Raw genomic sequence first — 24,434 nt, 5'->3', positions numbered from 1 at the left:
ATCAAAGGGTTTCCGCCGTCGCCTGTGGGCCGGAGGCCTAGACCTCCAACACAATTTTGCCAATATGTGCGCTCGTTTCCATGCGGCGGTGCGCATCGGCTGCCTTTTCCAGCGGGAAAGTGCTGTCCATCAGCGGTTTGACGCGGCCTTCGCGCAAAAGCGGCATCACTTTCGCCTCGATCGCGGCGACCATCGCCGCCTTGTCCGCATTACTACGGGGACGCAGTGTCGAGCCGGTATGGGTCAGGCGCTTCACCATCACCTTGGCGATGTTGACGTTGACCTTGGGTCCGTTGAGGGTCGCGATCTGCACGATGCGGCCATCGAGCGCGGCGGCATCATAGTTGCGGTCGACATAGTCGCCGGCGACCATGTCGAGGATCAGGTTGACGCCTTCCTTGTTGGTCGCTTCCTTGACCACGGCGACGAAGTCCTCGGTCTTGTAGTTGATGGCGCGGTCGGCGCCGAGCTTGAGGCAGGCATCGATCTTGTCCTGCGATCCGACGGTGACGAACACTTTCGCACCGAACGCTTTCGCCAGCTGGATCGCCATGGTGCCGATGCCGGAGGAGCCGCCATGGATCAGCAGCGTCTCGCCTTCCTTCAGGCCACCCCGCTCGAACACATTGTGCCAGACCGTCATCAGGGTTTCCGGCAGCGCGCCGGCCTCCTTCATGGACAGCGCGGGCGGTACGCTCATCGCCTGGGCATCCTGGGCGATGCAGTACTGCGCATAGCCGCCGCCGGCGACCAGCGACATCACCTTGTCGCCGATCTTGTGCCGCTTGGCATTGCTGCCGACGGCAACCACTTCGCCCGCGATCTCGAGACCGGGCAGGTCGCTGGCGCCGGGCGGCGGCGGATAGGCCCCCGAGCGCTGCGCAACGTCGGGCCGGTTGACGCCGGCGGCCTGCACCTTGACCAGGATCTCGTCAGGACCGGGCTGCGGAATGCTGCGTTGTTCCGGCACCAGCACTTCCGGTCCGCCGGGCTTGGAGATGGCGACCACGGTCATTTGCGCGGGCAGCTTGTCCATGATGTGTCCTTGGGTGAAGGTGCGGGATGAACGAGGCCCTTGCTTAGCCAGCGTGATCCAAGCTGGCAACCGCCTCGGCATTGTGTGCGCGAACGCAGGAGGAACCAGGATGGCGACGGAAGACGACGACCGCCCGCGCAAGAAGATCAGCCATGATATCGGGCAGGACCTCTCGCTCTTGTCGGTCGAGGAACTGGCCGAGCGCGTCACGCTGCTCAAGACCGAGATCGCAAGGCTGGAAGAAGCCGCCACGAAGAAGCGCGCCTCGCGCGACGCGGCGAACAGTTTTTTCAAGAAGTAGGGGCGCCGCATATCGGCTGTCGTCCCGAACAAGCGCGCCATAGGCGCGCGCAGATCCGGGACCCATACCCAAAGGATGAGGTTTGTCGCGAGGTCGGCCACTCCGAGTCCCCGTCACCACGTCCGCCAGTGGCTATGGGTCCCGGATCTGCGCTGACGCTTGTCCGGGACGACAGCTGAATGTGTCGTTGCACCGGGGGACTGCCGATCATGTTCCACCCCCCGCTCGGTCACTGGCCGACATGGCTAACGAACCCTCAAAAAATTCGCTCGTTTACGGTCGATTAAGCTTTCGGGTTTATGACTGGAACTGTCCTCGTTTGGACACCGAGTGGCTCCTGTCCACTCTGTTTGACGCCTCCCTGTTATCAACTTTCAAAGCCGCCGGTCTCCGGCGGCTCTTTTTTTGCGTTTACTCCCGCTATTTGGCGTCTCGTCCCGGTTGAATTCCTGGGAATGACCCGCGGAAACCATATCCGCGCTTGTCACTGGACTCCGCGTCCCGCCCGCGCAATGATTTGTTCATCATAAGCCGGCGCCAAAGCCGGGCAGTCAAACAGTTGCGTAAGAGGCGTTAACCATGGAACGTTTGCAGGCCGACGGCGCTCTCGTTCAACTCAGCGAGCGGTTCACCAATTCTGCGGCGTTCGGCGTCCTGTTCCGCGAGGGCATGGACCTCGTCGAAGAGACCGCTGCCTATCTCGACGGCGCCGGCCGCACCGAGGCCAAGGCGCTCGACCGTGCCGTCAGCCTCACCTACGCAACCGAGAGCATGCGTCTCACCACCCGCCTGATGCAGCTCGCCTCGTGGCTGCTGCTGCACCGCGCGGTGAAGGAAGGCGAGATGACGCTGAGCCAGGCCAATCGCGAGAAGACCAAGGTCAAGCTCAGCGCTGCCGATCCCGGCCCCACCGACACCATCGAGAAGCTGCCCTCGCAGCTTCAGGATCTGATCCATCGTTCGATGAGCCTGCAGACCCGCGTCCGCCGCCTCGACACCACCATCCACACCCCGCCGGCCGAACACATCGCGATCGGCAATCCGCTGGTGCCGCACCTCAACGCGCTGAAGGCGGCGTTCGAGCGGTAAGCTCCATCGACAATCTCGGTCGTCATTCCGGGACGCGCCTCTTGGCGCGGGCCCGGAATCCATACTCCCGATCGTGGTTATGGATTCCGGGCTCGCGACTTCGTCGCGCCCCGGAATGACAGCCGGAAAAAACAAAAACGCCCCCGGTCTCCCGGGGGCGTTTTTCGTCTCTAGCCTTTGCGGGCCGGATCAATCCTTTTTGAGAAAGCCCGAAAACTTCTTCTGGAAGCGCGAGACGCGGCCGCCGCGATCCATCAGCTGGGCGTTGCCGCCGGTCCAGGCCGGGTGCGACTTCGGGTCGATGTCGAGGTTCAGCGTGTCGCCTTCCTTGCCCCAGGTCGAGCGGGTCAGGTACTCGGTTCCGTCGGTCATCACGACCTTAATTGTATGATAGTTCGGGTGAATTTCGGCTTTCATGGCAATTCCTCGGCGCCCCGGCGCCTTCTTGGGTGGCTATCGAATGACGGATTTGGGCGGGTCTATACCTCACGAAACCCGCTAAAACAAGCCATCCCGGGCGGTGAACCGGGTTTGCCCCTAAGGGACTTCCCGGATTTGCCACTACCCTTGCACCGGCCTATTGGGAGCAAACGAATGCAACGGGTTGGATCTCATGAGCGCAGTGGAACGGCTTGATGACCAGTATGTCGATCAGCCTGGAATGAACGCCGCGGACACCCCCTCGATCGAGGCCGAGCTGATCGAAGAGCCGGCCAAGGGTCGCGCCAAGCTGCGGCCTCTGCTTGCGCTCGCGCCCTATGTGAACCGCTATCGCGGTCGGGCGGCGCTGGCCTTCGTCGCACTCACAGTCGCGGCCCTGACCACGCTGCTGGTGCCGGTCGCGGTGCGCCGGATGATCGATTTCGGCCTGACGCCCGAGGGCATCGAGCTGATCAACAGCTACTTCTCGGTGATGCTCGCGGTGGTCGGCGTGCTCGCGCTCGCCAGCGCGGCGCGCTACTACCTCGTGATGACGATCGGCGAGCGCATCGTCGCCGACCTCAGGCGCGACGTGTTCGCCCATCTGCTCTCGCTGTCCCCCGCCTTCTTCGATTCCGCACGCAGCGGCGAGCTGATCTCGCGGCTCACCGCCGACACCACCCAGCTCAAATCGGCCGTCGGCGCCTCGGTGTCGATCGCGCTGCGCAATCTGATGATGTTCCTGGGCGCCGCGGCGATGATGGTGATCACCAGCCCGAAGTTGTCGGGCTTCGTGCTGCTGGCCATCCCTCTGATCGTGCTTCCGCTGGTTGCCTTCGGGCGCTGGGTGCGGCGTCTGTCGCGCAATGCGCAGGACACGCTTGCCGACGCCTCCGCCTATGCGGGCGAGCTGGTCGGCGCGATCCGCACCGTGCAGGCATACACCAGCGAGCAATTCGCCGAGAAGCGTTTCGGCGGCGAGGTCGAGCAGGCCTATGAGGCCGCGCGCACCTCGACCCAGGCGCGCGCCGTGCTCACCGCCATCATCATCTTCATCGTGTTCGCGAGCGTGGTCGCGATCCTCTGGATCGGCTCGCATGACGTCCTCACCGGCGCGATTTCGCCGGGCCGGCTCGGTCAGTTCGTGCTTTATGCGGTGTTCGCCGCAGCCGGCCTCGGCCAGCTCAGCGAGGTCTGGGGCGAGGTCTCGGCGGCATCAGGCGCGGCCGAGCGGCTGTTCGAGATCCTGCATGTGCAGCCCGACATCAAGGCGCCCGCGTCTCCCCGCGCGCTGCCGGTGCCGGCACGCGGCGAGGTCGGCTTCGACCGGGTCAGCTTCGCCTATCCGGTGCGGCGCGACGTCAATGTGCTCGATGCCGTGTCATTCACGGTGCGCCCCGGCGAGAAGGTCGCGATCGTCGGTCCGTCCGGCGCTGGCAAAAGCACGATCTTCCATCTGCTGCTGCGCTTCTACGACCCGCGCAGCGGCGCGATCTCGCTCGACGGCGTGCCGGTCAAATCCGCAGATCCCCGCGATTTCCGCGCGCGCATCGCGCTGGTGCCGCAGGAATCGAACGTGTTCGCCGCCAGCGCTCGCGAGAACATCCGCTTCGGCCGGCCCGATGCGACCGATGCCGAGGTCGAGCGCGCCGCCGAGCTCGCGCATGCCGCCGAATTCATCCGCCGCCTGCCCGAAGGTTTCGACACCCCGCTCGGCGAGCGCGGCGTGACGCTGTCCGGCGGCCAGCGCCAGCGCATCGCGATCGCCCGTGCCATCCTGCGCGATGCGCCGCTCTTGCTGCTCGACGAAGCCACCTCCGCGCTCGATGCCGAAAGCGAGACGCTGGTGCAGACCGCGCTGGAAGAGCTGATGCGCCACCGCACCACGCTGGTGATCGCCCACCGCCTCGCCACCGTGCTGTCCTGCGACCGCATCCTGGTGATGGATCAGGGCAAGATCGTCGAGCAGGGCACCCATGCCGAGCTGGTGGCCGCGAACGGGCTGTATGCGCGGCTGGCGAGGCTGCAGTTCGAGGGGGCGTGAGGGCGTTAGCGGCACAGCTCCCGCCGGTTCGTTCCGTCCTGCAAGGCAAGTCGCACAAACTCGCGCCGCTGATCCATTACCGACACCTCGTTCCAGGGCATGGACGGCCTCCCGAATCGACCAATCCAGCCCAGTTTGATGTGTCAGCTATGTCTCCGAACACCTGTCAGTGATCTGTCCGGGCTAAACATTTCGCGGGTGATGACAGCGGAGCTTGGGGCAGGTGCTTTGCGCCACTCGGTCAGCTACCGGCACTTCGGCGACAGCGCAGGCACGTTTGGCCACGGCCAGTTCTTCCAGCTGCCGTCCTCTCCGACGCAGGCTGAGACTGATGCCGTCTCTGTTGATTTGGAGACCTCGGGCGCAGCAAAACGCTGGTCGACATAGGTCGTCGATAAATATCCGGCGACGATGACGGCCAGAAACACCGAGGAACCCTTGGCAAGATCGCGCAGCCGCATCGATCGCCTCCATTCGCTTGTCATCGCTGACACAACGAATAACCGACCTCGCAGGATCCCTGCGTGACAGGCCTCACGCCCGCCAGAATTACGCCCGCCAGGCCATCTTCAGCACCGGCCGGCCCGAGGTCGGGTTCACATCGTCGCCAGCATGGGCAAAGCCGTTGCGCTCATAGAAGCGGATGGCGCGGGAATTGTCCTTGTTGACGAGCAGCGTGATGCCCGATGGCGACAGGCGTTTCGCTTCGTCGACCAGCAGCCGGGCGGCGTCCGAACCCCAGTGATCAGGGTCGACCACGAGCTGGTCGAGATAGCCTTCGCCGTCGATGGTGACGAAGCCGGTGAGGGCACCATTCTGCTCGGCGACGACAATGGACACCTTCGGTACCAGATCCCTCAGCCAACGCTCGCGCCACCATTCCAGCCGTGCCGCGAAGTCGATCTGCGGATAGGCCTGCTGCCAGGTGCGATGCCAGAGATCGATCGCGGCGGCTTCGTCGGAGGCCGCGTAGGGGCGGAGGTGGATCGCGCTCACTACCGCTCCGTCAGCTTCAGCTCGATGCGGCGATTGCGCTTGTAGGCCTCTTCCGTGTTGCCGGGATCGAGCGGCTGGAATTCGCCGAAACCGGCGGCGACGAGGCGCTGGGCGGGCACGCCGAGCGAGACCAGATATTGCACCACCGAGATCGAGCGGGCCGCGGACAGGTCCCAGTTCGACTTGAAGTTCGGACCGTTGACCGGACGCACATCGGTGTGGCCATCGACGCGCAGCACCCAGGGGATGTCGCTCGGGATCTTCTTGTCGAGCTCGATCAGCGCGGCTGCCAACGTGTCGAGCTCGGCGCGGCCCTCGGGCAGCAGCACCGCCTGGCCAGTGTCGAAGAACACCTCGGACTGGAACACGAAGCGGTCGCCGACGATGCGGATGTCCGGGCGGTTGCCGAGGATGGCGCGCAGGCGGCCGAAGAATTCCGAGCGGTAGCGCGACAATTCCTGCACGCGCTGCGCCAGCGCCACGTTGAGGCGCGAGCCCAGATCGGCAATTCGGTTTTGCGATTCCTTGTCGCGCTTCTCGCTCGCATCGAGCGCCTCTTCCAGTGCCGCCAGTTGCCGCCTGAGCGCGCTGATCTGCTGGTTCAGCACCTCGATCTGGGCCAGCGCCCGCGCCGAGACCGCCTTCTCCGAATCCAGCGCCTTGCCGAGCTCGGAGGACTTGCCCTGCGCGTCGTTGCCGGCGGCAGCGAGGCCATCGTAGAGGCCCTTGATGCGGTCGCGCTCGGTCTCGGCCGAGGCGAGGCCGGCCTTCAATTGCGAGACCTGGTCGTCGAGCGTGAGCTTGCCGAGCTTCTCCAGCGACAGAAGCTCGTTGAGCTGGGCGATCTTGGCGTTGAGCTGCTCCAGCGCCTTGTCCTTGCCGGTGACCTCCTGCGACAGGAAGAACTGCACCACCAGGAACACCGACAGCAGGAACACGATCGACAGCACCAGCGTCGACAGCGCGTCGACGAAGCCGGGCCAGTAGTTGAAGGCGCCTTCGCTGCGGCGGCCGCGCGCTAGAGCCATGTTGTCCGTCTCCACTTTCGTGTCCCGGACGCGATGCAGCGTGCAACGCTGCTTCGCAGAGCCGGGACCCATGTCTCGTTCCCTGGGCCCCGGCTCTGCAGCGCATCACTTCGTGCTGCGCAGCGTCCGGGGCAAGCGAGCCGCTAGCTCTTTTCCGGCTGACGGGCGATGCGCTCCAGCAGACGCCGGATCTCGCGGTTCTGCTCGCCCTGGCCGTCGGCCCATTCGCGGATCATCTGCTGCTCGGTGCGCATATGCGAGACCAGCGCCTGGATGGCTTCGGCAAGGCTCGCCATCGCCGCCGTGGTGCCCCGGCTGGCGCTGCCTTCCTCGAGCACGGAGCGTAAGCGTTCGACCGCGGCCTGGAGCTCGCCGCTGGCGACCCCGCCGCCGCCGGAAGCGACCGCGACCTCGCCGCTGCCATATTCGCGCACGGTGGTGGCGAGCCAGTCTTCGAGGTCGGTGTAAAAGCGGTTCTGCGCCTGGCTCGATTGCAAATCGAGGAAGCCGAGGATCAGCGAGCCGGCAAGGCCGAACAGCGAGCTGGAGAACGAGATGCCCATGCCGCCGAGCGGGGCGGCGAGGCCCTCCTTCAGCGTGTCGAACAGTGCGCCGGAATCGCCGCCGACCTTGAGCCCGTCGATCACCTTGCCGACCGAGCCGACCGTCTCGATCAGGCCCCAGAAGGTGCCGAGCAGGCCGAGGAAGACCAGAAGGCCGGTCATGTAGCGCGAGATGTCACGGGCTTCATCCAGGCGCGTCGCGATCGAATCGAGCAAATGCCGCATGGTGGTCTGGGTGATCGACATTCGCCCGGAGCGCTCGCCGCCGAGGATCGCCGCCATCGGCGCCAGCAGTTTCGGGTGCCGGGCCGGCGCCAGGCCGGGATCGGCGATGCGGAAATTGTTGACCCAGGAGACCTCGGGGTAGAGCCGGATGACCTGGCGGAAGGCCAGGATGATGCCGATGAACAGCACGCCGCCGATCAGGGCATTGAGGCCGGGATTGGCGAAGAAGGCCTGGATGATCTGCTTGTAGAGCACCACGCTGACCAGCGTGCACAGCACCAGGAAGACCAGCATCCGCACCAGGAAGACGCTGGGTGAGGACAGCTTTGTATACTCAATATCCATGGTGGAGCGGGGCGAGGCGCCTGACGGCATGGCCGGTATCATCCATTCCAAAAGCTTGCTTGCGGCGCGCACTATGGCACAGCGCCGGCCCAAAAAAAGCGCCGGATGCGCCGATTTCGGGGACAGCTGGGGGAACCCGCACCGGAAGCGGCGCTTTGATAAGCTGGTGTCTGCAGAGATTCGCCATTCGGGGGGCGCATGAGCGTCGTTTCCGCGATCATCGGGACTGCCGAACGCGTGCCGCTGCCGGACGTCGTGATCCGCGCCGCGATCCAGCGCCTGTGCTCCCGCAGCGCAACCCGCCTCGCCGCGCATGATGCGCCCGCCGATGCCGCTTTCGCAGGCCGGATGATGCTGCGGCCGATCGCCGAAAACGCGGAGGCCGGGCGTGAGGACGTGCCCGCGGCGTTCTTCGCCGAAATGCTCGGCCCCAGCCGCAAATATTCCTGCTGCTTCTACAAGACCGATGCGACCACCTTGCAGGAGGCGGAGGAGGAGGCGCTACGCCAGACGGTCGAGCATGCCGGCCTCGCCGACGGCCAGACCATCCTCGAGCTCGGCTGCGGCTGGGGCTCGCTGTCGCTGTGGATGGCGCGGCAGTTTCCGCACGCCAGGGTGACGGCGGTGTCGACCTCGCAGGCGCAGCGCGCTCATGTCGAGGAGGAGGCGCGGCGGCGCGGCTTGCTGAACCTGCGCGTGGTCACGGCGGACATGAACGTGTTCGCGCCCGACGGCCAGTTCGACCGCATCGTCTCGGTCGAGATGTTCGAGCAGATGATGAACTGGCGCAAGCTGATGACGCGCCTGCGGTCATGGCTCGCCCCCGACGGGCGCTTCTTCATGCAGATCGTCACCCATCGCTCCGGCTCCCAGCTGTTCGACCGGCTCGACCGCGAGGACTGGATCGCCCAGCACGTCTTCACCGGCGGGCTGATGCCGAGCCATCACCTCGTCAGGCAATTCCACGACATCTTCACGGTCGAGAAGGAATGGTGCTGGAGCGGCGCGCATTATCAGCGCACCGCCAACGACTGGCTCGCCAATTTCGACGCGCACCGGGATGCGATCGAGGCGGCCTTGCGCAACGTCTACGGCGCGGAGACGCACCTGTGGATGCGGCGCTGGCGCTGGTTCTTGCTCGCGACAGCGGGCCTGTTCGGCTACGCCGCCGGCAGCGAATGGGGCATCAGCCGCTACCGGATGAAGGCGGCGTAGCGCGCGGCCACTCGAAAGAATTTGTTAAGTGTCTTTCGTTGCCCAAACGGCACACGCCGCGTGCTTTCTTTGTAGGAACATGTGGCAATTGTTGTCTGAACGTTTCCGCTCGCCTATCGTCGTGGTTGTCCCTCGTGGACGACACGACAAGAAATCCGCACCCTCGAACGGCGCGGACGCAATTGGAATGAGCATGCGCGAATGCATCGGGGCTGCCTCAACCCGACCACACCACGATGATTCGCTGCACAGGAGTCCGAATCGGACGCAGCGCTCTCCATCCAGCAACCCCCGGACCCGAATGCTTCGCTTGCTGCTGGCGAGCGCGGCAGCGGCGGCGCTGATAGCGCTGTCCCCCCGGTCTGCTTCGGCCCAAAGCTGGACCGGAACGACAAGCAGCGACTGGACGGTCGGGAGCAACTGGTCCGGTGGCGCGGTCCCAATCGCGGGCAACCTCGTCAACATCAATACGACGTCGCCAAACCCGACGATCCTCGGCGTAGGCGGTGCCGCTGCCGGCGCGACAGGTCGACTGACCGTCGGCAATACGACCGGATCATTCGGCAACCTGACAATTCAGAACGGCAGCACGCTGACGACCAGTGGCGCGACGATTGCGATTGGAGTCGCAGGCGGAAGCAACGGCACCGTCACCGTCAGCGGGGCCGGATCACAATGGACTACATCCGGCACTCAGATCGAAATCGGCGCCAGTGGCAATGGTACACTCAACATTCAGAACGGCGCCAGAGTTGTCGCCCAAGCAGGAGTGTTGCTCGGAAGCTTCGCCGCCGGCACGGGCACGCTCAATATCGACGGCGGCAGCACGCTCGAGACGACCATCCTGTCTCGCCCCGGTGGGGGAGGAACTGGCCAGGTCAATTTCAATAATGCCATCCTGCGCGCCCGAATAAACAGCGTCGGCTTCATCTCCGCATTCGTGCCGGGAAGCCTCAATATCGCCGCGGGCGGTCTGACTGTCGACACGCAGGCCTTCACTGTAAGCGCGAACAGCGGCTTTTCCGGCGTTGGCGGAATGACCAAGACTGGCGCGGGCACCTTCAATCTCCGCGCCGCCAATACCTATACCGGTGCTACGGTGATCCAGGCCGGCACGCTTGCGCTCGCCAGTAGTGGCTCGGTTGCCGCGTCAAGCCGGGTCGTCGCAAACGGAACCTTCAGCGTCTCGGGCATCACGGCCGCCGGCACGAGCATTCAAAGCCTGGCCGGAACTGGCGCCGTCGCGCTTGGCGCGAAGAACCTCACCATCACCAACGCGAACGATCAGTTCGCCGGTGTGATCGGTGGCACCGGCGGTCTGACGCTCACCGGCGGCATCCAGACGCTGGCGGGAGCCAATACTTACAACGGCGCGACGACTGTGAACGGCGGTACTCTCCGCGCCGGAGCCACAAACACATTCAGCGCGGCCTCGGCCATCACGGTCGCCGCCGGCGGCACGCTCGACCTCGCAGGCTTCAATCAAGCGCTCGCCTCGCTCGGCAATGCCGGCACGGTCACCCTCGGCGGTGCGCCGGGAACGACGCTGACAGTGACCGGCAATTATCTCGGCAATGGCGGAATCGTGGAGCTCAACAGCCGGCTCGGCGGCGACGGCTCGCCGACCGACCTGTTGCGGGTGCAGGGAAGCACGTCGGGCGCGTCGTCGCTGCGTGTCACCAATGTCGGCGGCGCCGGTGCGCAGACCACCGAAGGCATCAAGGTGATCGACGTGGTCGGCGCGTCCAGCGGCAGTTTTTCGCTTCTGGGCAGCTACGTCTTTCACGGCGAACAGGCCGTGGTCGGCGGCGCCTATGCCTATACATTGCAGAAGAACGGCATCGCCACTCCCGGCGACGGCGATTGGTACCTGCGCTCGAGCCTGCTCAATCCGCCGGTGGCGACGCCGCCCGGTCCGCTCTATCAGCCGGGCGTTCCGCTTTACGAGAACTACGCGCAGGTGCTGCTCGGCATCAACGATCTGCCGACGCTGCAGCAGCGCGTCGGCAACCGCTATTGGGGCGGCAGCGATGCGATGGCGCGCGCCGGCGCCGCGCCGGTGCCGGGCGTGGCTTCGCCGGCGCCCACGGCGTTCTGGGGCCGCATCGAAGGCGGGCATTCCGACTTGCAGCCCTCCAACACCACCGGCTCGACCTATAAGGCCGATCATTTGAAGGTGCAGACGGGACTCGATGGCCTCGTGCTCGAGAACGAGCGGGGCCAGTTGTTCGTCGGCCTCACCGCGCAATATGGCCTGACCACCGCCGATGTCGCCTCGTTCTTCGGCAATGGTCGTATCCGCGTCGAGGGAACGGGGGTGGGCAGCACGCTCACCTGGTATGACGACAACGGCTTCTATGTCGACGGTCAGGCGCAGTCGATGTTCTACCGCAGCGATCTGTCGTCCGTGCTGGCCGGCAGCCTGATCCACGGCAATGAAGGGTTCGGCTATGCCTTCAGCGCCGAAACCGGCAAGCGGATCGGCATTGGCCGTGGCTGGTCACTGACGCCTCAGGCGCAGCTCTCCTATTCGAAGGTCGCTTTCGACAGCTTTGCCGATCGGTTCGGCGCGCCGGTGTCGTTGCGCGATGCTGACAGCCTGCTCGGCCGCGCCGGCCTTGCCCTCAACCATCAGAGGACCTGGAACGACGGCACGGGTATCGTGCGTTCCGATGTCTACGGCATTGCCAATCTGCGTTACGAGTTCCTCGGCGGCACCAATGTGGACGTGGCAGGGACCGGATTTGCAAATGCGCAGGATCGGCTGTGGGGCAGCATCGGCGGTGGCGGCAGCTACAGCTGGGCCAACGGGCGCTACACCATCTTCGGCGAGGGCACCTACAATACGAGCCTCAACAACAGCGCGGACAACCGCCATTACAGGGGTAGCGGAGGTTTTCGCGTCACCTGGTGATTCATGCGATGTCGCAGGGAATTCGCGTAGTCCCAGGAACGGTGGCCTTTTGAGTGTACTCTGCAGTCCGTAACGTTTCGTTGCGATGTTCCGCCGCAGCACGCCGCGATGGAACCTGTCTCACAATCAGGTGAGTCCATAAAAGCTGCATAAGTTCAACAGGATACATTGTGTGACAATGAGCCGCCCGCAGCATGCGTTGCATCGCAGCAGGTGCATTCTATCTTGACGGCATCAGCCGCACGGAATCGCCCAGAACGGGCCGCGCGCGGAGCGTGATCAGTTTCAACAACATCGGGGCACTAAACTTCATGTCAGGACTTCGCGCGCGATCGGCATGCGTTGCAATGATGCTCGCGGCCCTGGCGCCGCTGCTTGGTGCTTGCGACGAATCCAGCTCCGCCGTGTCTGCCGCTCCGCCCGCCTATCCGGACGTCAGCATCGTCATCGTCAAGCCGCAGCCGCGCGCCGTGGTCCGGGAATTGCCTGGCCGCATCGCGCCGACGCGCGTCTCCGACGTGCGGCCGCGCGTCTCCGGCATCGTGGTCGAGCGCCTGTTCCGCCAGGGCAGTGAGGTGAAGGCCGGCGATCCGCTCTACCGCATCGATCCGCGCCCGTTCGAGGTCGAGGTGCTGGCGAACGAGGCGGCGCTCGCCAAGGCCGAGGCCGCTGCGATGCAGGCGCACCAGCAGGCACGCCGCGTCGCTGCGCTCACCAAGGACCGCGCCGCCCCGGAAGCCGAGAACGAAAAGGCGATCGCGGCCGAGCGTCAGGCCCATGCCGAGGTCGAGGGACGCAAGGCGGAACTCTCGCGTGCCAAGCTCAATCTCGACTATGCCACCGTGCGCGCGCCGATCGACGGCGTCGTCGGTGCGGCCCTCGTCAGCGAGGGTGCGCTCGCCGTGCAGAACGAGACCAATCTCGCCACCATCCAGCAGCTCGATCCGATCTATGCCGACTTCACCCAGTCGGTGAACGAGCTCAACCAGCTCCGCCGTGCCTTCGAGACCGGCGACCTCGAGCGCATCGCCTCCGATGCCGCCAAGGTGCATCTGGTGCTCGACGACAACACGCTCTATTCGCTCGACGGCAAGCTGCTGTTCTCCGACGCCAAGGTCGATGCCCACACCGGGCAGGTGACGTTGCGCGGCGAGTTTCCCAATCCCAAGCGCGAACTGCTGCCGGGCATGTATGTGCGCGTCCGCATCGACCAGGGTCTCGATAGCGACGCGATCGCGGTGCCGCAGCAGGCGATCCAGCGCAATGGTGGCGGCGGCAGCGAGGTGTTCGTCGTCAAGGACGACAACCACATCGCGGTGCAGCCGGTGCGCACGGGTTCGGTGCAGGACGGCATCTGGTTCGTCACCGAAGGCCTGAAGGCCGGCGACAAGGTCGTGGTCGAAGGCTTCCAGAAGTTCGCCGCCGGCGACAAGGTCAAGCCGCAATCCTGGTCGGAGGCGGACGCGACCGCGGACAACCGGCACGCCCAGAAGCTCACGCGGTAACGCGCCATGGCGAGTTTCTTCATCGACAGGCCAATCTTTGCCTGGGTGGTCGCGCTGTTCATCTGCTTGATCGGCGCGATTGCCGTGCCGCTGCTGCCGATCGCGCAATATCCGATCATCGCGCCGCCCTCGATCTCGATCTCGACCAGCTATCCCGGCGCTTCGCCCGAAAACCTCTACAACAGCGTCACGCGCCTGATCGAGGAGGAGCTCAACGGCGCCTCCGGCATCCTCAATTTCGAATCGACCAGCGACTCGCTCGGCCAGGTCGAGATCATCGCCAATTTCGTGCCCGGCACCGATACCAGCGCGGCCTCGGTCGAGGTGCAGAACCGCATCAAGCGGGTCGAGGCGCGCCTGCCGCGCGCGGTGATTCAGCAGGGTATCCTGATCGAGGAAGCCTCGAGCGCGGTGCTCCAGATCATCACGCTGAATTCGACCGACGGCAGCCTCGACGAGGTCGGGCTCGGCGACTTCATGATCCGCAACGTGCTCGGCGAAGTCCGCCGCATCCCCGGCGTCGGCCGCGCCACGCTCTATTCGACCGAGCGCTCGCTTCGCGTCTGGGTCGATCCGGCCAAGCTCGTCGGCTACGGGCTCACCGCCGACGACGTCAACAAGGCGATTGCCGCGCAGAACGCGCAGGTCGCCTCGGGCAGCATCGGCGCCGAGCCCTCGACGTCGAGCCAGCGCACTTCCTCGCTGGTGCTGGTCAAGGGCCAGCTCTCTTCCCCGGATGAATTCGGCGCCATCATCCTGCGCGCCAATGCCGACGGCTCGACCGTGCGCCTGCGCGACGTCGCACGTATCGAGGTCGGCGGCCTCAGCTACCAGTTCAACACGCGCCTGAACGGCAAGCCGACCGCCGGTCTCTCGGTGCTGATGTCGCCGACCGGCAATGCGCTGGCGACCGCGAGCGCGGTCGAAGAGAAGATGAAGGAGCTGTCGCGGTTCTTCCCGGCCAACATCTCCTACGAGATTCCCTACAACATCACGCCCGTGGTCGAGGCCTCGATCAAGAAGGTGCTGATGACGCTGGTCGAAGCCGTGGTGCTGGTGTTCGTGGTGATGTTCCTGTTTCTGCAGAACATTCGCTACACCATCATCCCGACCATCGTGGTGCCGGTGGCGCTTCTCGGCGCCTGTACCACGCTGCTGCTCGCCGGCTATTCCATCAACATGCTCTCGATGTTCGGCATGGTGCTCGCGGTCGGCATCCTCGTCGACGACGCCATCGTCGTGGTCGAGAACGTCGAGCGCATCATGGCCGAGGAAGGCCTGTCGCCGAAGGAAGCGACACGCAAGGCGATGTCGCAGATCACGGGCGCCATCATCGGCATCACGCTGGTGCTGATGGCGGTGTTCGTGCCGATGGCGTTCTTCCCGGGATCGGTCGGCATCATCTACCGCCAGTTCTCGGTCACCATGGTCGCGGCGATCGGCTTCTCCGCCTTCCTCGCGCTCTCGCTGACGCCGGCGCTGTGCGCGACGCTGCTCAAGCCCATTGCCAGGGGGCATGGCCATTCGACCAACTTCGTGTTCAGCCGGTTCAATCATATGCTCGAGGCCTGCCGGTTGCGCTACGCGCGCACCGTCGGCTTCTCGCTGAAGCGGACCGGCCGGCTGATGCTGGTCTATGTCGCGCTGCTCGTCGGCCTGTCCTGGGCCTTCGTCAGCCTGCCGGGCGGCTTCCTGCCGATCGACGACCAGGGCTTCGTCACCACCGACGTGCAGACGCCGTCGGATTCGTCCTATCCCCGCACCGAGGCCGTGATCGAGAAGGTCGAGAAATATCTCGCCGAACGGCCGGGCGTGAAAGATGTCACCTTCCTCACCGGCTTCAGCTTCTCCGGCCAGGGCATGAACACCGCGCAGGCCTTCATCACGCTGAAGGACTGGTCGGAGCGTGGACCGAAGGATTCCGCCGCATCGATCGTCAACGATATCAATCGCGATCTGGGGGCGTCGATCCGCGATGCCAAGATCTCCGCGCTGCAGCCGCCGCCGATCGACAATCTCGGCAATTCGTCGGGCTTCTCGTTCCGCCTCCAGGACCGCGGACAGAAGGGCTATCCGGCCTTGATGCGCGCCGCCGATCAGTTGATCGCGGAAGCCAACGCCAGTTCCGTGCTTCAGAAGGTCTATGTCGAGGGCCTGCCGGAGGCCGGGGTGGTCAATCTCATGATCGACCGCGAGAAGGCCGGCGCCTTCGGCGTCACCTTCGAGGACATCAACAACACGATCTCGACCAATCTCGGCTCGAACTACATCAACGACTTCCCGAACCGCGGCCGCATGCAGCGCGTCGTGGTGCAGGCCGACGCCCGCGACCGCATGCGGACCGAGGACATTCTCAACTACAACGTCAAGAACAGCCGCGGCCAGTTGGTGCCGTTCTCGTCCTTCGCCACGGTGGAATGGGCGCGAGGCCCGACCCAGATCGCAGGCTTCAACTATTATCCGGCGGTGCGCATCTCCGGCGAGGCCAAGCCCGGCTTTACCTCGGGTGATGCGATCGCCGAGATGGAGCGCCTTGCCGGCCGGCTGCCGCGCGGCTTCGGTTACGAATGGACCGGGCAGTCGCTCCAGGAGAAGCTGTCGGGCTCGCAGGCGCCGTTCCTGCTCGGTCTGTCGGTGTTCGTGGTGTTCCTGTGCCTCGCCGCGCTCTACGAGAGCTGGACCATTCCGCTCGCGGTGCTGCTCACCGTGCCGCTCGGCATCGTCGGCGCGGTGATCGCGGCCATGCTGCGCGGCCTGCCCAACGACGTCTATTTCACCGTCGGCCTGATCACCATCATCGGCCTTGCGGCAAAGGACGCGATCCTGATCATCGAATTCGCCAAGGATCTGCGCAAAGAAGGCAAGCCGCTGGTGGAAGCCACCATCGAGGCCTGCCGCCTGCGCTTCCGCCCGATCCTGATGACGGGCCTCGCCTTCATCTGCGGCGTGCTGCCGATGGCCATCGCCCACGGCGCCGGCGGCGCCAGCCAGCAGGCGCTCGGCAGCATCGTGATGGGCGGCATGATCGCCGTGGTGATCCTGGCGCTCTTGATGGTGCCGGTGTTCTTCGTCTCGGTGCAGCGCGTGCTGGCGGGGGACAGGGAGCCGAAGGCGGCGAAGCAAGGCGAGCCGTACGGCCCGCCGGCGCCGGTCAAGTCATAAGGCAAACTGTCATGCCCAGCCTGGTGCGCAATTGCGCACGGGGGCGGGGCATCCAGTACGCGGCGGCTTCTCCGGATCCCACTAGCGTCTCAGCGGAGTGATTGGCTCGCGCGTCTACCGCTACGCCGGCTTCCGCAAGATCTTCACCAATTCCCCGTGCACGTACTCATTGCCGCACACCACGTCCCCGGTGACCAGCGCATCGCCGGGCGTGTTGATGTCACTCACCGTGCCGCCCGCTTCGCGCACCATCAGCATGCCGGCGGCGATGTCCCAGGATTGCAGATTGCGCTCCCAATAGCCGTCGAGGCGGCCGGCAGCGACGAAGGCGAGGTCGAGCGAGGCGGCGCCGAAACGGCGCAGGCCTGCGACGCGGTCCTGGATCGCGGTCATCTCGCGGCGGAATTCTTCGTGGTCGCCGCGGCCGATATGGGGCAGGCCGCACGCCACCACGCATTCATTGAGCTGGCGGCGACCGGCGACGCGCAGGCGCTGGTCGTTGAGGAAGACGCCCTTGCCGCGCTCGGCGATGTAGAGCTCGTCATTGGCGGGGTTGTAGATCACGCCCGCGATGATCGTGCCCTCGCGCACGAGGCCGATCGAGATCGCGAATTGCGGGATGCCGTGCAGGAAGTTGGTGGTGCCGTCGAGCGGGTCGACGATCCAGGTGTGGCTCTTGTCGGAGCCCTCGCGCGTGCCGCCCTCTTCGCCGATGAAGCCGTAGCCGGGCCGCGCCTTGGCGAGGTCCTGGTAGAGAATCTCCTCGGCACGCTTGTCGGCGAGCGAGACGAAATTGGCCGGCCCCTTCAGCGAGACCTGCAGATGCTCGATCTCGCCGAGATCGCGCTTGAGGCTGCGGCCGGCGCGCCGCGCGGCTTTGACCATGACGTTGATAGTGGCGGAATACAGCATGAGCTCTGGTCTTGATCGGGGGAAAGGGCGGGAAATCGCGCCTGTTTGGGGATTGGGTGCCCTGCAAGGGCCCTCAGGTCAAGTCATTGCGTCAAGTCATTTGGTCCCGAGCCATTTCTTGGCGGCGGCCTCCGCCTTGGTCCGGTCCTCGGCGGGCAGGTCGGACAATTGCTTGTCGAGCTCCGGGTCGCCCTTGCCGGCGGTTTTGGCCACCAGGTGCCATTTGAAGCCCTCGACCTTGTCCACGGACGTGCCCACGCCGTTGATCAGCACCCACGCCAGCCGGTTCTGCGCGATCGCGCTGCCCTGGCGGGATGCCTTGCGGAGCAGGGCGACGGCAGCCGGCTGGTTCTTCGGGGTGCCGGTACCGTTGAACATGGCGATGGCATATTCGACCTCGGCGTCGACATTGTCGGCGAGCGAAGCGGCCTGGAGCAGCCGCACCGAGCGTTCCGGGTCCTTCGGCACGCCGGTGCCCTCCTTGTAGAAGGTCGCCAGCGCGTATTGCGCCTCGGGCAGGCCTGCATCGGCGGCCTGGCGTAGCAGCTCGGCCGAGCGCTTCACGTCCTGCGGCAGGGTCTGGCCGTCGAGATAGAGCAGAGCGAGGTTATAGGCCGCCCTGGGCTCGCCGAGCTTGGCGGCGGACGCCATCAGCTTGACCGCCTCGCTCTTGTCGATCGGGCCGCCGCGGCCCGAAATGCGCAGCATGGAGAGCGCGAACATCGCCTCGCGGTCGCCGGCATCGGCCGCGCGCTTGTACCATTCGGCTGCCTTGGCGTAGTCGCGCCGCATGCCCATGGCATTGGAATAGAGCTCGCCGAGCATGGTCATCGCCTTGGGATCACCGGCTTGCGCGCGGGCGGTGGCGAGGTCGAACGCGGTCTTGTACTGGCCGCGCTGATAGGCGCCGAACACCAGATCGACATTGGAATTGTCGCTGGAAGGCGCGGGGATCACGGTCGCCGGCTTGGGCGAGGAGGTCGGCTTGGGCGAAGCTGACGGCTTCGGCGCCGGCGCGGCCTCCTTCTTCTTGGTGATCGTGTGCGGCTTGGGCTTTTGCTTCTCGGCAGGCGCGCTCGGCGTCGCAGCCGGCGGGGTGATCTGGAGCTGCGCGGCTGCGGGCACTGTGAGCAGCAGCGTGGCCAGCATGGTGATGCAGGGAAGCTTCATGTTGGGCGCTAGCCGTGCTCCTGGCTCGCAGGATTTTGGCTGGCCGTCGCCGTCGCATGGGCATTCTTGATCGCAGCGTCGACCTCGATCAGCGCGGCCTTGGGCCCGCGCGGATCGGCCCAGATGAACTCGCCGACCAGGACGAAATCGGCGCCACTGGCAGCAAAGTCGTGGGCTTCCTGCAGCGACATGGCAAAGCCGACGCAGGGTGGCTCGAACAGCTCGGCCCACCAGTCGAGCCGTTCCGCGATCGCTTGCGCCGAGGGGCGCTGGCCTTTCGCATCGGGCTCGCCGAACAGCACGTAATCCGCTCCCATCTCGCCCGCATCCATGGAATGGTGCCGCGTCGTCAGCCCGCCAACACCGGCGATGCGATCGGGCTTGAGCGATGGCAGTGCCTCTTTCAGCGCGGCGATGCCGGGGAGGTGCGCGCCGTCGGCGCCGCCGCGCGCGACCAGCTCGGCATGGTCCTCGACGAGCAGGGCGGCGCCCGCTTTCTGCACCGGCGGCGCGAGCGCCTTGATGCGCGAGATCATGGTGCGCTGGTCGGTCTCCTTCAGCCGCAGCAGCACGGCTGCGACGTCGGCGGCGGCGAGCAGGCCCGGCAGCTCGGCGACGAGCGCAACGGGATCATCGACGACGGGCGTCGCGAGATAGAGGCGCGGCGCCGGGCGCGGCGGAGGCGGTTTGTTCGACAAGATCTAGGCTGCCTTCTTTTCCAGGCTACTTTGCCATTCGCCCTTGGAGGCGAGGCCGTTCATGCGCGCGCGATGGCTGAAGGCGCGCTGGCCGGCCGCGACGTTCTCGGCCTTGCCGGACCAGGCCTTCTGCGGCGCGGCCTGCAGGGCGCGGCCGTAGGAGAAGGTCAGGCCCCAGGGCAGCGGGCCGAGCTTGTGCATGGCGTTGAGATGCGCGGTCGCCTCCTCGTCCGACTGGCCGCCGGAGAGGAAGGCGATGCCGGGCACCGCCGCGGGCACGCAGGCCCTGAGCAGCCGGACCGTCTTTTCCGCGACCTCCTCGACGGAGGCCTGCTTCGGTGACTTCTTGCCGGATATCGCCATGTTGGGCTTGAGCACCATGCCTTCGAGCGCGACGCGCTGCACGCGCAATTCCTGAAACGTCTTGTTGAGCACGCGGGTGGTCACCTCATAGCAGCGGTCGATGTCGTGATCACCGTCCATCAGCACCTCGGGCTCGACGATCGGCACGATCTGTGCGGCCTGGCACAGCGCGGCATAGCGCGCCAGCGCATGGGCGTTGACGCTGATCGCGGTCATCGAGGGGATGCCGCTGCCGATGTCGATCACCGCGCGCCATTTTGCGAAGCGCGCGCCGCGCTCATAGTACTTCTTCAACCGCTCGGCGAGCCTGTCGAGCCCGACCGTCACGAGCTCGCCCGGGCACATCGGCAGGGCCTGCGTGCCTTCGTCGACCTTGATGCCGGGAATGGCGCCGCTCTGTTCGATCAGCTTCACCAGCGGCGTGCCGTCCTTGGCATCCTGCCAGATCGTCTCGTCATAGAGGATCACGCCGGAAATATACTGGCTCATGGCCTCCGTGGAGCGGAACAGCATCTCGCGATAGTCGCGGCGGTTGTCTTCGGTCGAGTCCACGCCGATCGCGTCAAAACGCTTCTTGATGGTGCCCGAGGATTCGTCGGCGGCGAGGATTCCCTTGCCTGATACGACCATGGCGGTCGCGATTCTGTTGAGCTCAGTCAGATTCATCGAGAGGTCCTCCCAAAACGATTCTGCCCTTGCCCGTGAAAATAGACCGTTCTCGGGCAATTGCCGAGTTAACGTTCGTCGCAGGGGTAAGGGGCTTTCCGTCATTCCGGGATGCGCCGAAAGGCGCAGGCCCGGAATCCATAACCCCAGGCTGTGGTTATGGATTCCGGGCCCACGCGGAGCCTGTCATCGTGCCGCGCATTCGCGCGGACCCGTTGGCGTGTCCCGGAATGACCCGGGAATGGGCTCGAGGGGATTACGCGACCTTCGGATCCAGCTCGCCCTTGGCGTAGCGCTTGGCCATCTCGGCGGTGGTCAGGACCTTCTTGATCTTGGAGGCCTGGCCTGCGGTGTTGAACTCCTGGAGCCGCTGCTTGCACAGCTTGGTCATGGCTTCCATCGCCGGCTTCAGATATTTGCGCGGATCGAACTCTTCCGGATTGTCCTTGAGCACTTTCCGGATCTGGCCGGTCATGGCCATGCGGTTGTCGGTGTCGATGTTGATCTTGCGCACGCCGTTCTTGATGCCGCGCTGGATCTCGGACACCGGCACGCCCCAGGTCGGCTTCATCTTGCCGCCATTGGCGTTGATGATCTCCTGCAGGTCCTGCGGCACCGAGGAGGAGCCGTGCATCACCAGATGCGTGTTCGGCAGCTTGCGGTGGATCTCCTCGATCACGTTCATGGCGAGGATGTCGCCGTCCGGCTTGCGGGTGAACTTGTAGGCGCCGTGCGAGGTCCCCATCGCGATCGCGAGCGCGTCGACCCTGGTCTCCTGGACGAACTTCACGGCCTCGTCCGGATTGGTCAGGAGCTGGTCGTGGCTGAGCTTGCCCTCGGCGCCGTGGCCATCTTCCTTGTCGCCCATGCCGGTCTCGAGCGAGCCGAGCACGCCGAGCTCGCCTTCCACCGAAATGCCGCCGAGATGGGCCATGTCGGTCACGGTCTTGGTGACGCCGACATTGTAGCCCCAATCGCCGGGGGTCTTGCCGTCGGCCTTGAGCGAGCCGTCCATCATCACCGAGGTGAAGCCGGCCTGGATCGCGGTCATGCAGGTCGCCGGCTCGTTGCCGTGGTCGAGATGCACGCAGACCGGAATGTGCGGATAGATTTCGGTCACCGCGTCCATCATGTGCTTGAGCATGACGTCATTGGCGTAGGAGCGCGCACCGCGCGAGGCCTGGATGATGACGGGCGCGTCGACCTGGTTGGCCGCGTCCATGATCGCCAGCGCCTGCTCCATATTGTTGATGTTGAAGGCCGGTACGCCGTAATCGTTCTCTGCCGCGTGGTCGAGCAATTGACGTAACGTGATCCGAGCCATCTGTCTTTTTCTCCCGTTGGGGCCTTGCGGGGCCGCTGATTACTCGCCGATCTGGCTTACTTGACGCGCAAAACCTCGACGCCGGGCAGAGGCTTGCCTTCCATCCATTCGAGGAACGCGCCACCGGCGGTCGAGACATAGGTGAAGTCACCGGCCACATGGGCCTGGTTGAGCGCCGCGACGGTGTCGCCGCCGCCCGCGATCGAGATCAGCTTTTTCGCCTTGGTGCGCTCGGCGGCGTGCTTGGCGGCCGCGACCGTGCCGCGATCGAACGGCTGCATCTCGAAGGCGCCGAGCGGGCCGTTCCAGACCAAGGTCGCCGCGTCGTCGATCGCGGCGTGGACGCGGGCGATCGATTGCGGCCCGACGTCGAGGATCATGCCGTCGGCCGGGATCGCATCGAGCCCATAGGCGTGCGACGGCGCGTTGGCCGCGAAGTGATAGGCGACGGTGGCGTCGACCGGGAGGATGATGGCGCAGTTGGCGGCTTCCGCCTTCTCCATGATGCGCAGCGCGGTCGGCGCGAGATCCTTCTCGGCCAGCGACTTGCCGACGCCGACGCCCTGGGCGTGCAGGAAGGTGTTGGCCATGCCGCCGCCGATCACGAGCGCGTCGACCTTGCTCACGAGATTTTCGAGCAGGTCGATCTTGGTCGAGACCTTTGCGCCGCCGATGATGGCGATGACCGGCTTGGTCGGCGAGCCCAGCGCCTTCTCCAGCGCATCTAACTCGGCCTGCATGGTGCGGCCGGCATAGGCCGGCAGCTTGTGGCCGAGGCCTTCGGTCGTGGCGTGGGCGCGGTGCGCCGCCGAGAACGCGTCATTGACCCAGATGTCACCGAGCTTCGCCAGCTCCGCGACGAAGGCCGGATCGTTCTTTTCCTCTTCCTTGTGGAAGCGGGTATTTTCGAGACACAGGATGTCGCCGTCGTTCAGGCCAGCAACGGCCTTGGCCGCGGGCTCGCCGATGCAGTCGTCGGCGAAAGCGACCGGCTTCTTCACCACCTTCGACAGCGCTTCAGCGACAGGCTTGAGCGAGTCCTTGGCATCGCGCCCCTTCGGCCGGCCGAAATGCGCGAGCAGGATGACCTTGCCGCCCTTGTCCGAGATCTCGGTGATGGTCGGCGCGACGCGCTCGAGCCGGGTCGTGTCGCTGACGCGGCCATTGTCCATGGGCACGTTGAGGTCGACGCGCAACAGCACGCGCTTGCCCTTCACATCGACGTCGTCGAGGGTGCGGAATTTGTTGGTCATCTCTCTTGTCCCGGGCGCAGCGCAGCGCGGAGCGATGCGCTGCAGAACCGGGACCCACATGACAGCGAGTCCCGCAATTGAATGGGTCCCGGCTCTGCGGAGCAGCGCCTAGCGCTGCGCCCCGTCCGGGACACGAGACCTTGCTTAGATCACCTTCGCGATCGCGACGGCGGTGTCCGCCATGCGGTTCGAGAAGCCCCACTCGTTGTCGTACCAGGACATCACGCGCACCAGCGTGCCGTTCTGCACCTTGGTCTGGTCCTCGTGGAAGGTCGAGGAGTGCGGGTCGTGGTTGAAGTCGATCGAGACGTTCGGCGCGGTGGTGTAGCCGAGGATGCCCTTGAGCTGCTGCTCGCTGGCGCGCTTCATCGCCGCGTTGATCTCCTTGGCGTCGGTGGCGCGCTTGGCGATGATCTTGAGGTCGACGACCGAGACGTTCGGGGTCGGCACGCGGATCGCGACGCCGTCGAGCTTGCCCTTGAGCTCCGGCAGCACGAGGCCGATCGCCTTCGCAGCACCCGTCGATGTCGGGATCATCGACATCGCCGCCGCGCGGCCGCGATAGAGATCCTTGTGCATCGTATCGAGCGTCGGCTGGTCGCCGGTATAGGCGTGGATCGTGGTCATGAAGCCGGTCTCGATGCCGACGAGATCGTTCAGCACCTTGGCGACCGGCGCCAGGCAGTTGGTTGTGCAGGAGCCGTTCGAGATGACCAGGTGCTCCTTGGTCAGCGTCTCGTGGTTGACGCCGTAGACGATGGTGGCGTCGGCGCCGTCGGCGGGCGCGGAGACCAGCACGCGCTTGGCGCCGGCGGTCAGATGCGCGGACGCCTTGTCCTTCGAGGTGAAGATGCCGGTGCATTCCATCGCGATGTCGACGCCGAGATCCTTCCACGGCAGCTTCGAGGGATCGCGCTCGGCGGTCACCTTGATCTTGCCGCCACCGAGATTGATCGAGTCGCCATCGACGGTCACGGTGCCGGGGAAGCGGCCATGGACGCTGTCGAAACGAAGCAGATGGGCGTTGGTCTCGACCGGACCGAGATCGTTGATGCCGACGACCTCGATGTCCTTGCGGCCGGACTCGGCGATGGCCCGCAGGATGTTGCGGCCGATGCGGCCAAAACCGTTAATTCCGACGCGGACTGCCATGTTTCGTCTCCTTCAATGACCGTTGTCATCCCGCACAACGCGCTATGCGCGCC

General features: G+C 65.4%; 20 protein-coding genes. 7 read left to right on the top strand and 13 right to left on the bottom strand.

Annotated features, from left to right (window positions below):
• Positions 1-37: 37 nt before the first annotated feature.
• Positions 38-1,036, bottom strand: a complete 999-nt coding sequence (locus XI03_RS25435) for an NAD(P)H-quinone oxidoreductase (RefSeq protein WP_271593634.1) — start codon at positions 1,034-1,036, stop codon at positions 38-40.
• 109 nt (positions 1,037-1,145) lie between these two features.
• Between XI03_RS25435 and XI03_RS25430 the strand changes: the two genes are divergently transcribed.
• Both XI03_RS25430 and rcdA read left to right on the top strand, forming a co-directional pair.
• Positions 1,146-1,337, top strand: coding sequence for a DUF1192 domain-containing protein (locus XI03_RS25430; protein WP_028142042.1), 192 nt, complete (start codon positions 1,146-1,148; stop codon positions 1,335-1,337).
• Between the two features lie 579 nt (positions 1,338-1,916).
• Positions 1,917-2,426, top strand: coding sequence for a protease adaptor protein RcdA (rcdA, locus tag XI03_RS25425; protein ID WP_018318720.1), 510 nt, complete (start codon positions 1,917-1,919; stop codon positions 2,424-2,426).
• A 189-nt stretch (positions 2,427-2,615) separates the two neighbouring features.
• Here rcdA and rpmE read toward each other — a convergent pair whose 3' ends face one another.
• On the bottom strand, positions 2,616-2,843 hold the full coding sequence (gene rpmE, locus XI03_RS25420; RefSeq protein WP_007599895.1) for a 50S ribosomal protein L31: 228 nt from the start codon (positions 2,841-2,843) through the stop codon (positions 2,616-2,618).
• Positions 2,844-3,039: 196 nt separating this feature from the next.
• Between rpmE and XI03_RS25415 the strand changes: the two genes are divergently transcribed.
• The gene (locus XI03_RS25415) at positions 3,040-4,890 is read left to right on the top strand and encodes an ABC transporter ATP-binding protein/permease (protein WP_271593633.1); all 1,851 of its coding nucleotides are present in this window, start codon (positions 3,040-3,042) and stop codon (positions 4,888-4,890) included.
• A gap of 245 nt (positions 4,891-5,135) precedes the next feature.
• On the opposite strand, the gene XI03_RS25410 is transcribed toward XI03_RS25415, so the two are convergent.
• The 4 genes from XI03_RS25410 to XI03_RS25395 all read right to left on the bottom strand — a co-directional run bounded on the left by XI03_RS25410 (position 5,136) and on the right by XI03_RS25395 (position 8,077).
• Positions 5,136-5,351 carry a hypothetical protein gene (locus XI03_RS25410; protein WP_028142040.1) on the bottom strand — a complete coding sequence of 72 codons (216 nt, stop codon included), beginning with the start codon at positions 5,349-5,351 and terminating at the stop codon, positions 5,136-5,138.
• Positions 5,352-5,439: 88 nt separating this feature from the next.
• The gene (locus XI03_RS25405) at positions 5,440-5,886 is read right to left on the bottom strand and encodes a GNAT family N-acetyltransferase (protein WP_271593632.1); all 447 of its coding nucleotides are present in this window, start codon (positions 5,884-5,886) and stop codon (positions 5,440-5,442) included.
• On the bottom strand, positions 5,886-6,914 hold the full coding sequence (locus XI03_RS25400; RefSeq protein ID WP_028142038.1) for a peptidoglycan -binding protein: 1,029 nt from the start codon (positions 6,912-6,914) through the stop codon (positions 5,886-5,888). The genes XI03_RS25405 and XI03_RS25400 overlap by 1 nt, the downstream gene beginning before the upstream one ends.
• 143 nt (positions 6,915-7,057) lie before the next feature.
• A complete protein-coding gene (locus tag XI03_RS25395) occupies positions 7,058-8,077 on the bottom strand; it encodes a flagellar motor protein MotA (RefSeq protein ID WP_028142037.1) in 1,020 nt (339 codons plus the stop codon).
• A 168-nt stretch (positions 8,078-8,245) separates the two neighbouring features.
• Here XI03_RS25395 and XI03_RS25390 point away from each other — a divergent pair, with 168 nt between their 5' ends.
• The 4 genes from XI03_RS25390 to XI03_RS25375 all read left to right on the top strand — a co-directional run bounded on the left by XI03_RS25390 (position 8,246) and on the right by XI03_RS25375 (position 16,843).
• Positions 8,246-9,262 (top strand): SAM-dependent methyltransferase, encoded by a 1,017-nt coding sequence (locus XI03_RS25390; RefSeq protein WP_028142036.1) that lies wholly within the window; start codon positions 8,246-8,248, stop codon positions 9,260-9,262.
• A 28-nt stretch (positions 9,263-9,290) separates the two neighbouring features.
• Positions 9,291-12,176: an autotransporter family protein gene (locus tag XI03_RS25385; protein WP_271593631.1), complete on the top strand. Its 2,886-nt coding sequence runs from the start codon at positions 9,291-9,293 to the stop codon at positions 12,174-12,176.
• 311 nt (positions 12,177-12,487) lie between these two features.
• The gene (locus XI03_RS25380; protein WP_085968065.1) at positions 12,488-13,681 is read left to right on the top strand and encodes an efflux RND transporter periplasmic adaptor subunit; all 1,194 of its coding nucleotides are present in this window, start codon (positions 12,488-12,490) and stop codon (positions 13,679-13,681) included.
• 6 nt (positions 13,682-13,687) lie between these two features.
• Complete coding sequence (locus XI03_RS25375; RefSeq protein ID WP_038950775.1) at positions 13,688-16,843, top strand: multidrug efflux RND transporter permease subunit; 3,156 nt, start codon at positions 13,688-13,690, stop codon at positions 16,841-16,843.
• A gap of 120 nt (positions 16,844-16,963) precedes the next feature.
• Here the strand turns inward: XI03_RS25375 and XI03_RS25370 are convergent, their stop codons facing one another.
• The 7 genes from XI03_RS25370 to gap all read right to left on the bottom strand — a co-directional run bounded on the left by XI03_RS25370 (position 16,964) and on the right by gap (position 24,381).
• The gene (locus XI03_RS25370) at positions 16,964-17,755 is read right to left on the bottom strand and encodes an inositol monophosphatase family protein (protein WP_092254484.1); all 792 of its coding nucleotides are present in this window, start codon (positions 17,753-17,755) and stop codon (positions 16,964-16,966) included.
• Positions 17,756-17,851: 96 nt separating this feature from the next.
• Positions 17,852-18,925 carry a tetratricopeptide repeat protein gene (locus tag XI03_RS25365; RefSeq protein ID WP_038971384.1) on the bottom strand — a complete coding sequence of 358 codons (1,074 nt, stop codon included), beginning with the start codon at positions 18,923-18,925 and terminating at the stop codon, positions 17,852-17,854.
• Between the two features lie 8 nt (positions 18,926-18,933).
• Positions 18,934-19,623, bottom strand: a complete 690-nt coding sequence (locus XI03_RS25360; protein ID WP_028142031.1) for a thiamine phosphate synthase — start codon at positions 19,621-19,623, stop codon at positions 18,934-18,936.
• Between the two features lie 3 nt (positions 19,624-19,626).
• Positions 19,627-20,652, bottom strand: coding sequence for a class I fructose-bisphosphate aldolase (locus tag XI03_RS25355; protein ID WP_271593630.1), 1,026 nt, complete (start codon positions 20,650-20,652; stop codon positions 19,627-19,629).
• Between the two features lie 256 nt (positions 20,653-20,908).
• Complete coding sequence (gene fba, locus XI03_RS25350) at positions 20,909-21,976, bottom strand: class II fructose-bisphosphate aldolase (RefSeq protein WP_018318707.1); 1,068 nt, start codon at positions 21,974-21,976, stop codon at positions 20,909-20,911.
• Between the two features lie 56 nt (positions 21,977-22,032).
• Complete coding sequence (locus XI03_RS25345; protein WP_152102370.1) at positions 22,033-23,229, bottom strand: phosphoglycerate kinase; 1,197 nt, start codon at positions 23,227-23,229, stop codon at positions 22,033-22,035.
• Positions 23,230-23,373: 144 nt separating this feature from the next.
• On the bottom strand, positions 23,374-24,381 hold the full coding sequence (gap, locus tag XI03_RS25340; RefSeq protein WP_028142027.1) for a type I glyceraldehyde-3-phosphate dehydrogenase: 1,008 nt from the start codon (positions 24,379-24,381) through the stop codon (positions 23,374-23,376).
• Between the last annotated feature and the right edge of the window lie 53 nt (positions 24,382-24,434).

The organism is Bradyrhizobium sp. CCBAU 65884 (assembly GCF_028128835.1).
Lineage (GTDB): Bacteria > Pseudomonadota > Alphaproteobacteria > Rhizobiales > Xanthobacteraceae > Bradyrhizobium > Bradyrhizobium ottawaense.
This window is presented reverse-complemented; position numbering and strand designations above follow the sequence as displayed.

Excerpts from the sequence above, each read along its gene's own strand:
- XI03_RS25380 (WP_085968065.1), top strand. The coding sequence starts at position 12,488 with ATGTCAGGACTTCGCGCGCGATCGGCATGCGTTGCAATGATGCTCGCG.
- XI03_RS25410 (WP_028142040.1), bottom strand. The coding sequence starts at position 5,351 with ATGCGGCTGCGCGATCTTGCCAAGGGTTCCTCGGTGTTTCTGGCCGTC.
- XI03_RS25365 (WP_038971384.1), bottom strand. The coding sequence starts at position 18,925 with ATGAAGCTTCCCTGCATCACCATGCTGGCCACGCTGCTGCTCACAGTG.
- fba (WP_018318707.1), bottom strand. The coding sequence starts at position 21,976 with ATGGCTCGGATCACGTTACGTCAATTGCTCGACCACGCGGCAGAGAAC.
- XI03_RS25395 (WP_028142037.1), bottom strand. The coding sequence starts at position 8,077 with ATGCCGTCAGGCGCCTCGCCCCGCTCCACCATGGATATTGAGTATACA.
- gap (WP_028142027.1), bottom strand. The coding sequence starts at position 24,381 with ATGGCAGTCCGCGTCGGAATTAACGGTTTTGGCCGCATCGGCCGCAAC.
- XI03_RS25390 (WP_028142036.1), top strand. The coding sequence starts at position 8,246 with ATGAGCGTCGTTTCCGCGATCATCGGGACTGCCGAACGCGTGCCGCTG.
- XI03_RS25345 (WP_152102370.1), bottom strand. The coding sequence starts at position 23,229 with ATGACCAACAAATTCCGCACCCTCGACGACGTCGATGTGAAGGGCAAG.
- XI03_RS25400 (WP_028142038.1), bottom strand. The coding sequence starts at position 6,914 with ATGGCTCTAGCGCGCGGCCGCCGCAGCGAAGGCGCCTTCAACTACTGG.
- XI03_RS25355 (WP_271593630.1), bottom strand. The coding sequence starts at position 20,652 with ATGAATCTGACTGAGCTCAACAGAATCGCGACCGCCATGGTCGTATCA.
- XI03_RS25415 (WP_271593633.1), top strand. The coding sequence starts at position 3,040 with ATGAGCGCAGTGGAACGGCTTGATGACCAGTATGTCGATCAGCCTGGA.
- XI03_RS25375 (WP_038950775.1), top strand. The coding sequence starts at position 13,688 with ATGGCGAGTTTCTTCATCGACAGGCCAATCTTTGCCTGGGTGGTCGCG.
- XI03_RS25435 (WP_271593634.1), bottom strand. The coding sequence starts at position 1,036 with ATGGACAAGCTGCCCGCGCAAATGACCGTGGTCGCCATCTCCAAGCCC.
- XI03_RS25430 (WP_028142042.1), top strand. The coding sequence starts at position 1,146 with ATGGCGACGGAAGACGACGACCGCCCGCGCAAGAAGATCAGCCATGAT.
- XI03_RS25370 (WP_092254484.1), bottom strand. The coding sequence starts at position 17,755 with ATGCTGTATTCCGCCACTATCAACGTCATGGTCAAAGCCGCGCGGCGC.
- rpmE (WP_007599895.1), bottom strand. The coding sequence starts at position 2,843 with ATGAAAGCCGAAATTCACCCGAACTATCATACAATTAAGGTCGTGATG.
- rcdA (WP_018318720.1), top strand. The coding sequence starts at position 1,917 with ATGGAACGTTTGCAGGCCGACGGCGCTCTCGTTCAACTCAGCGAGCGG.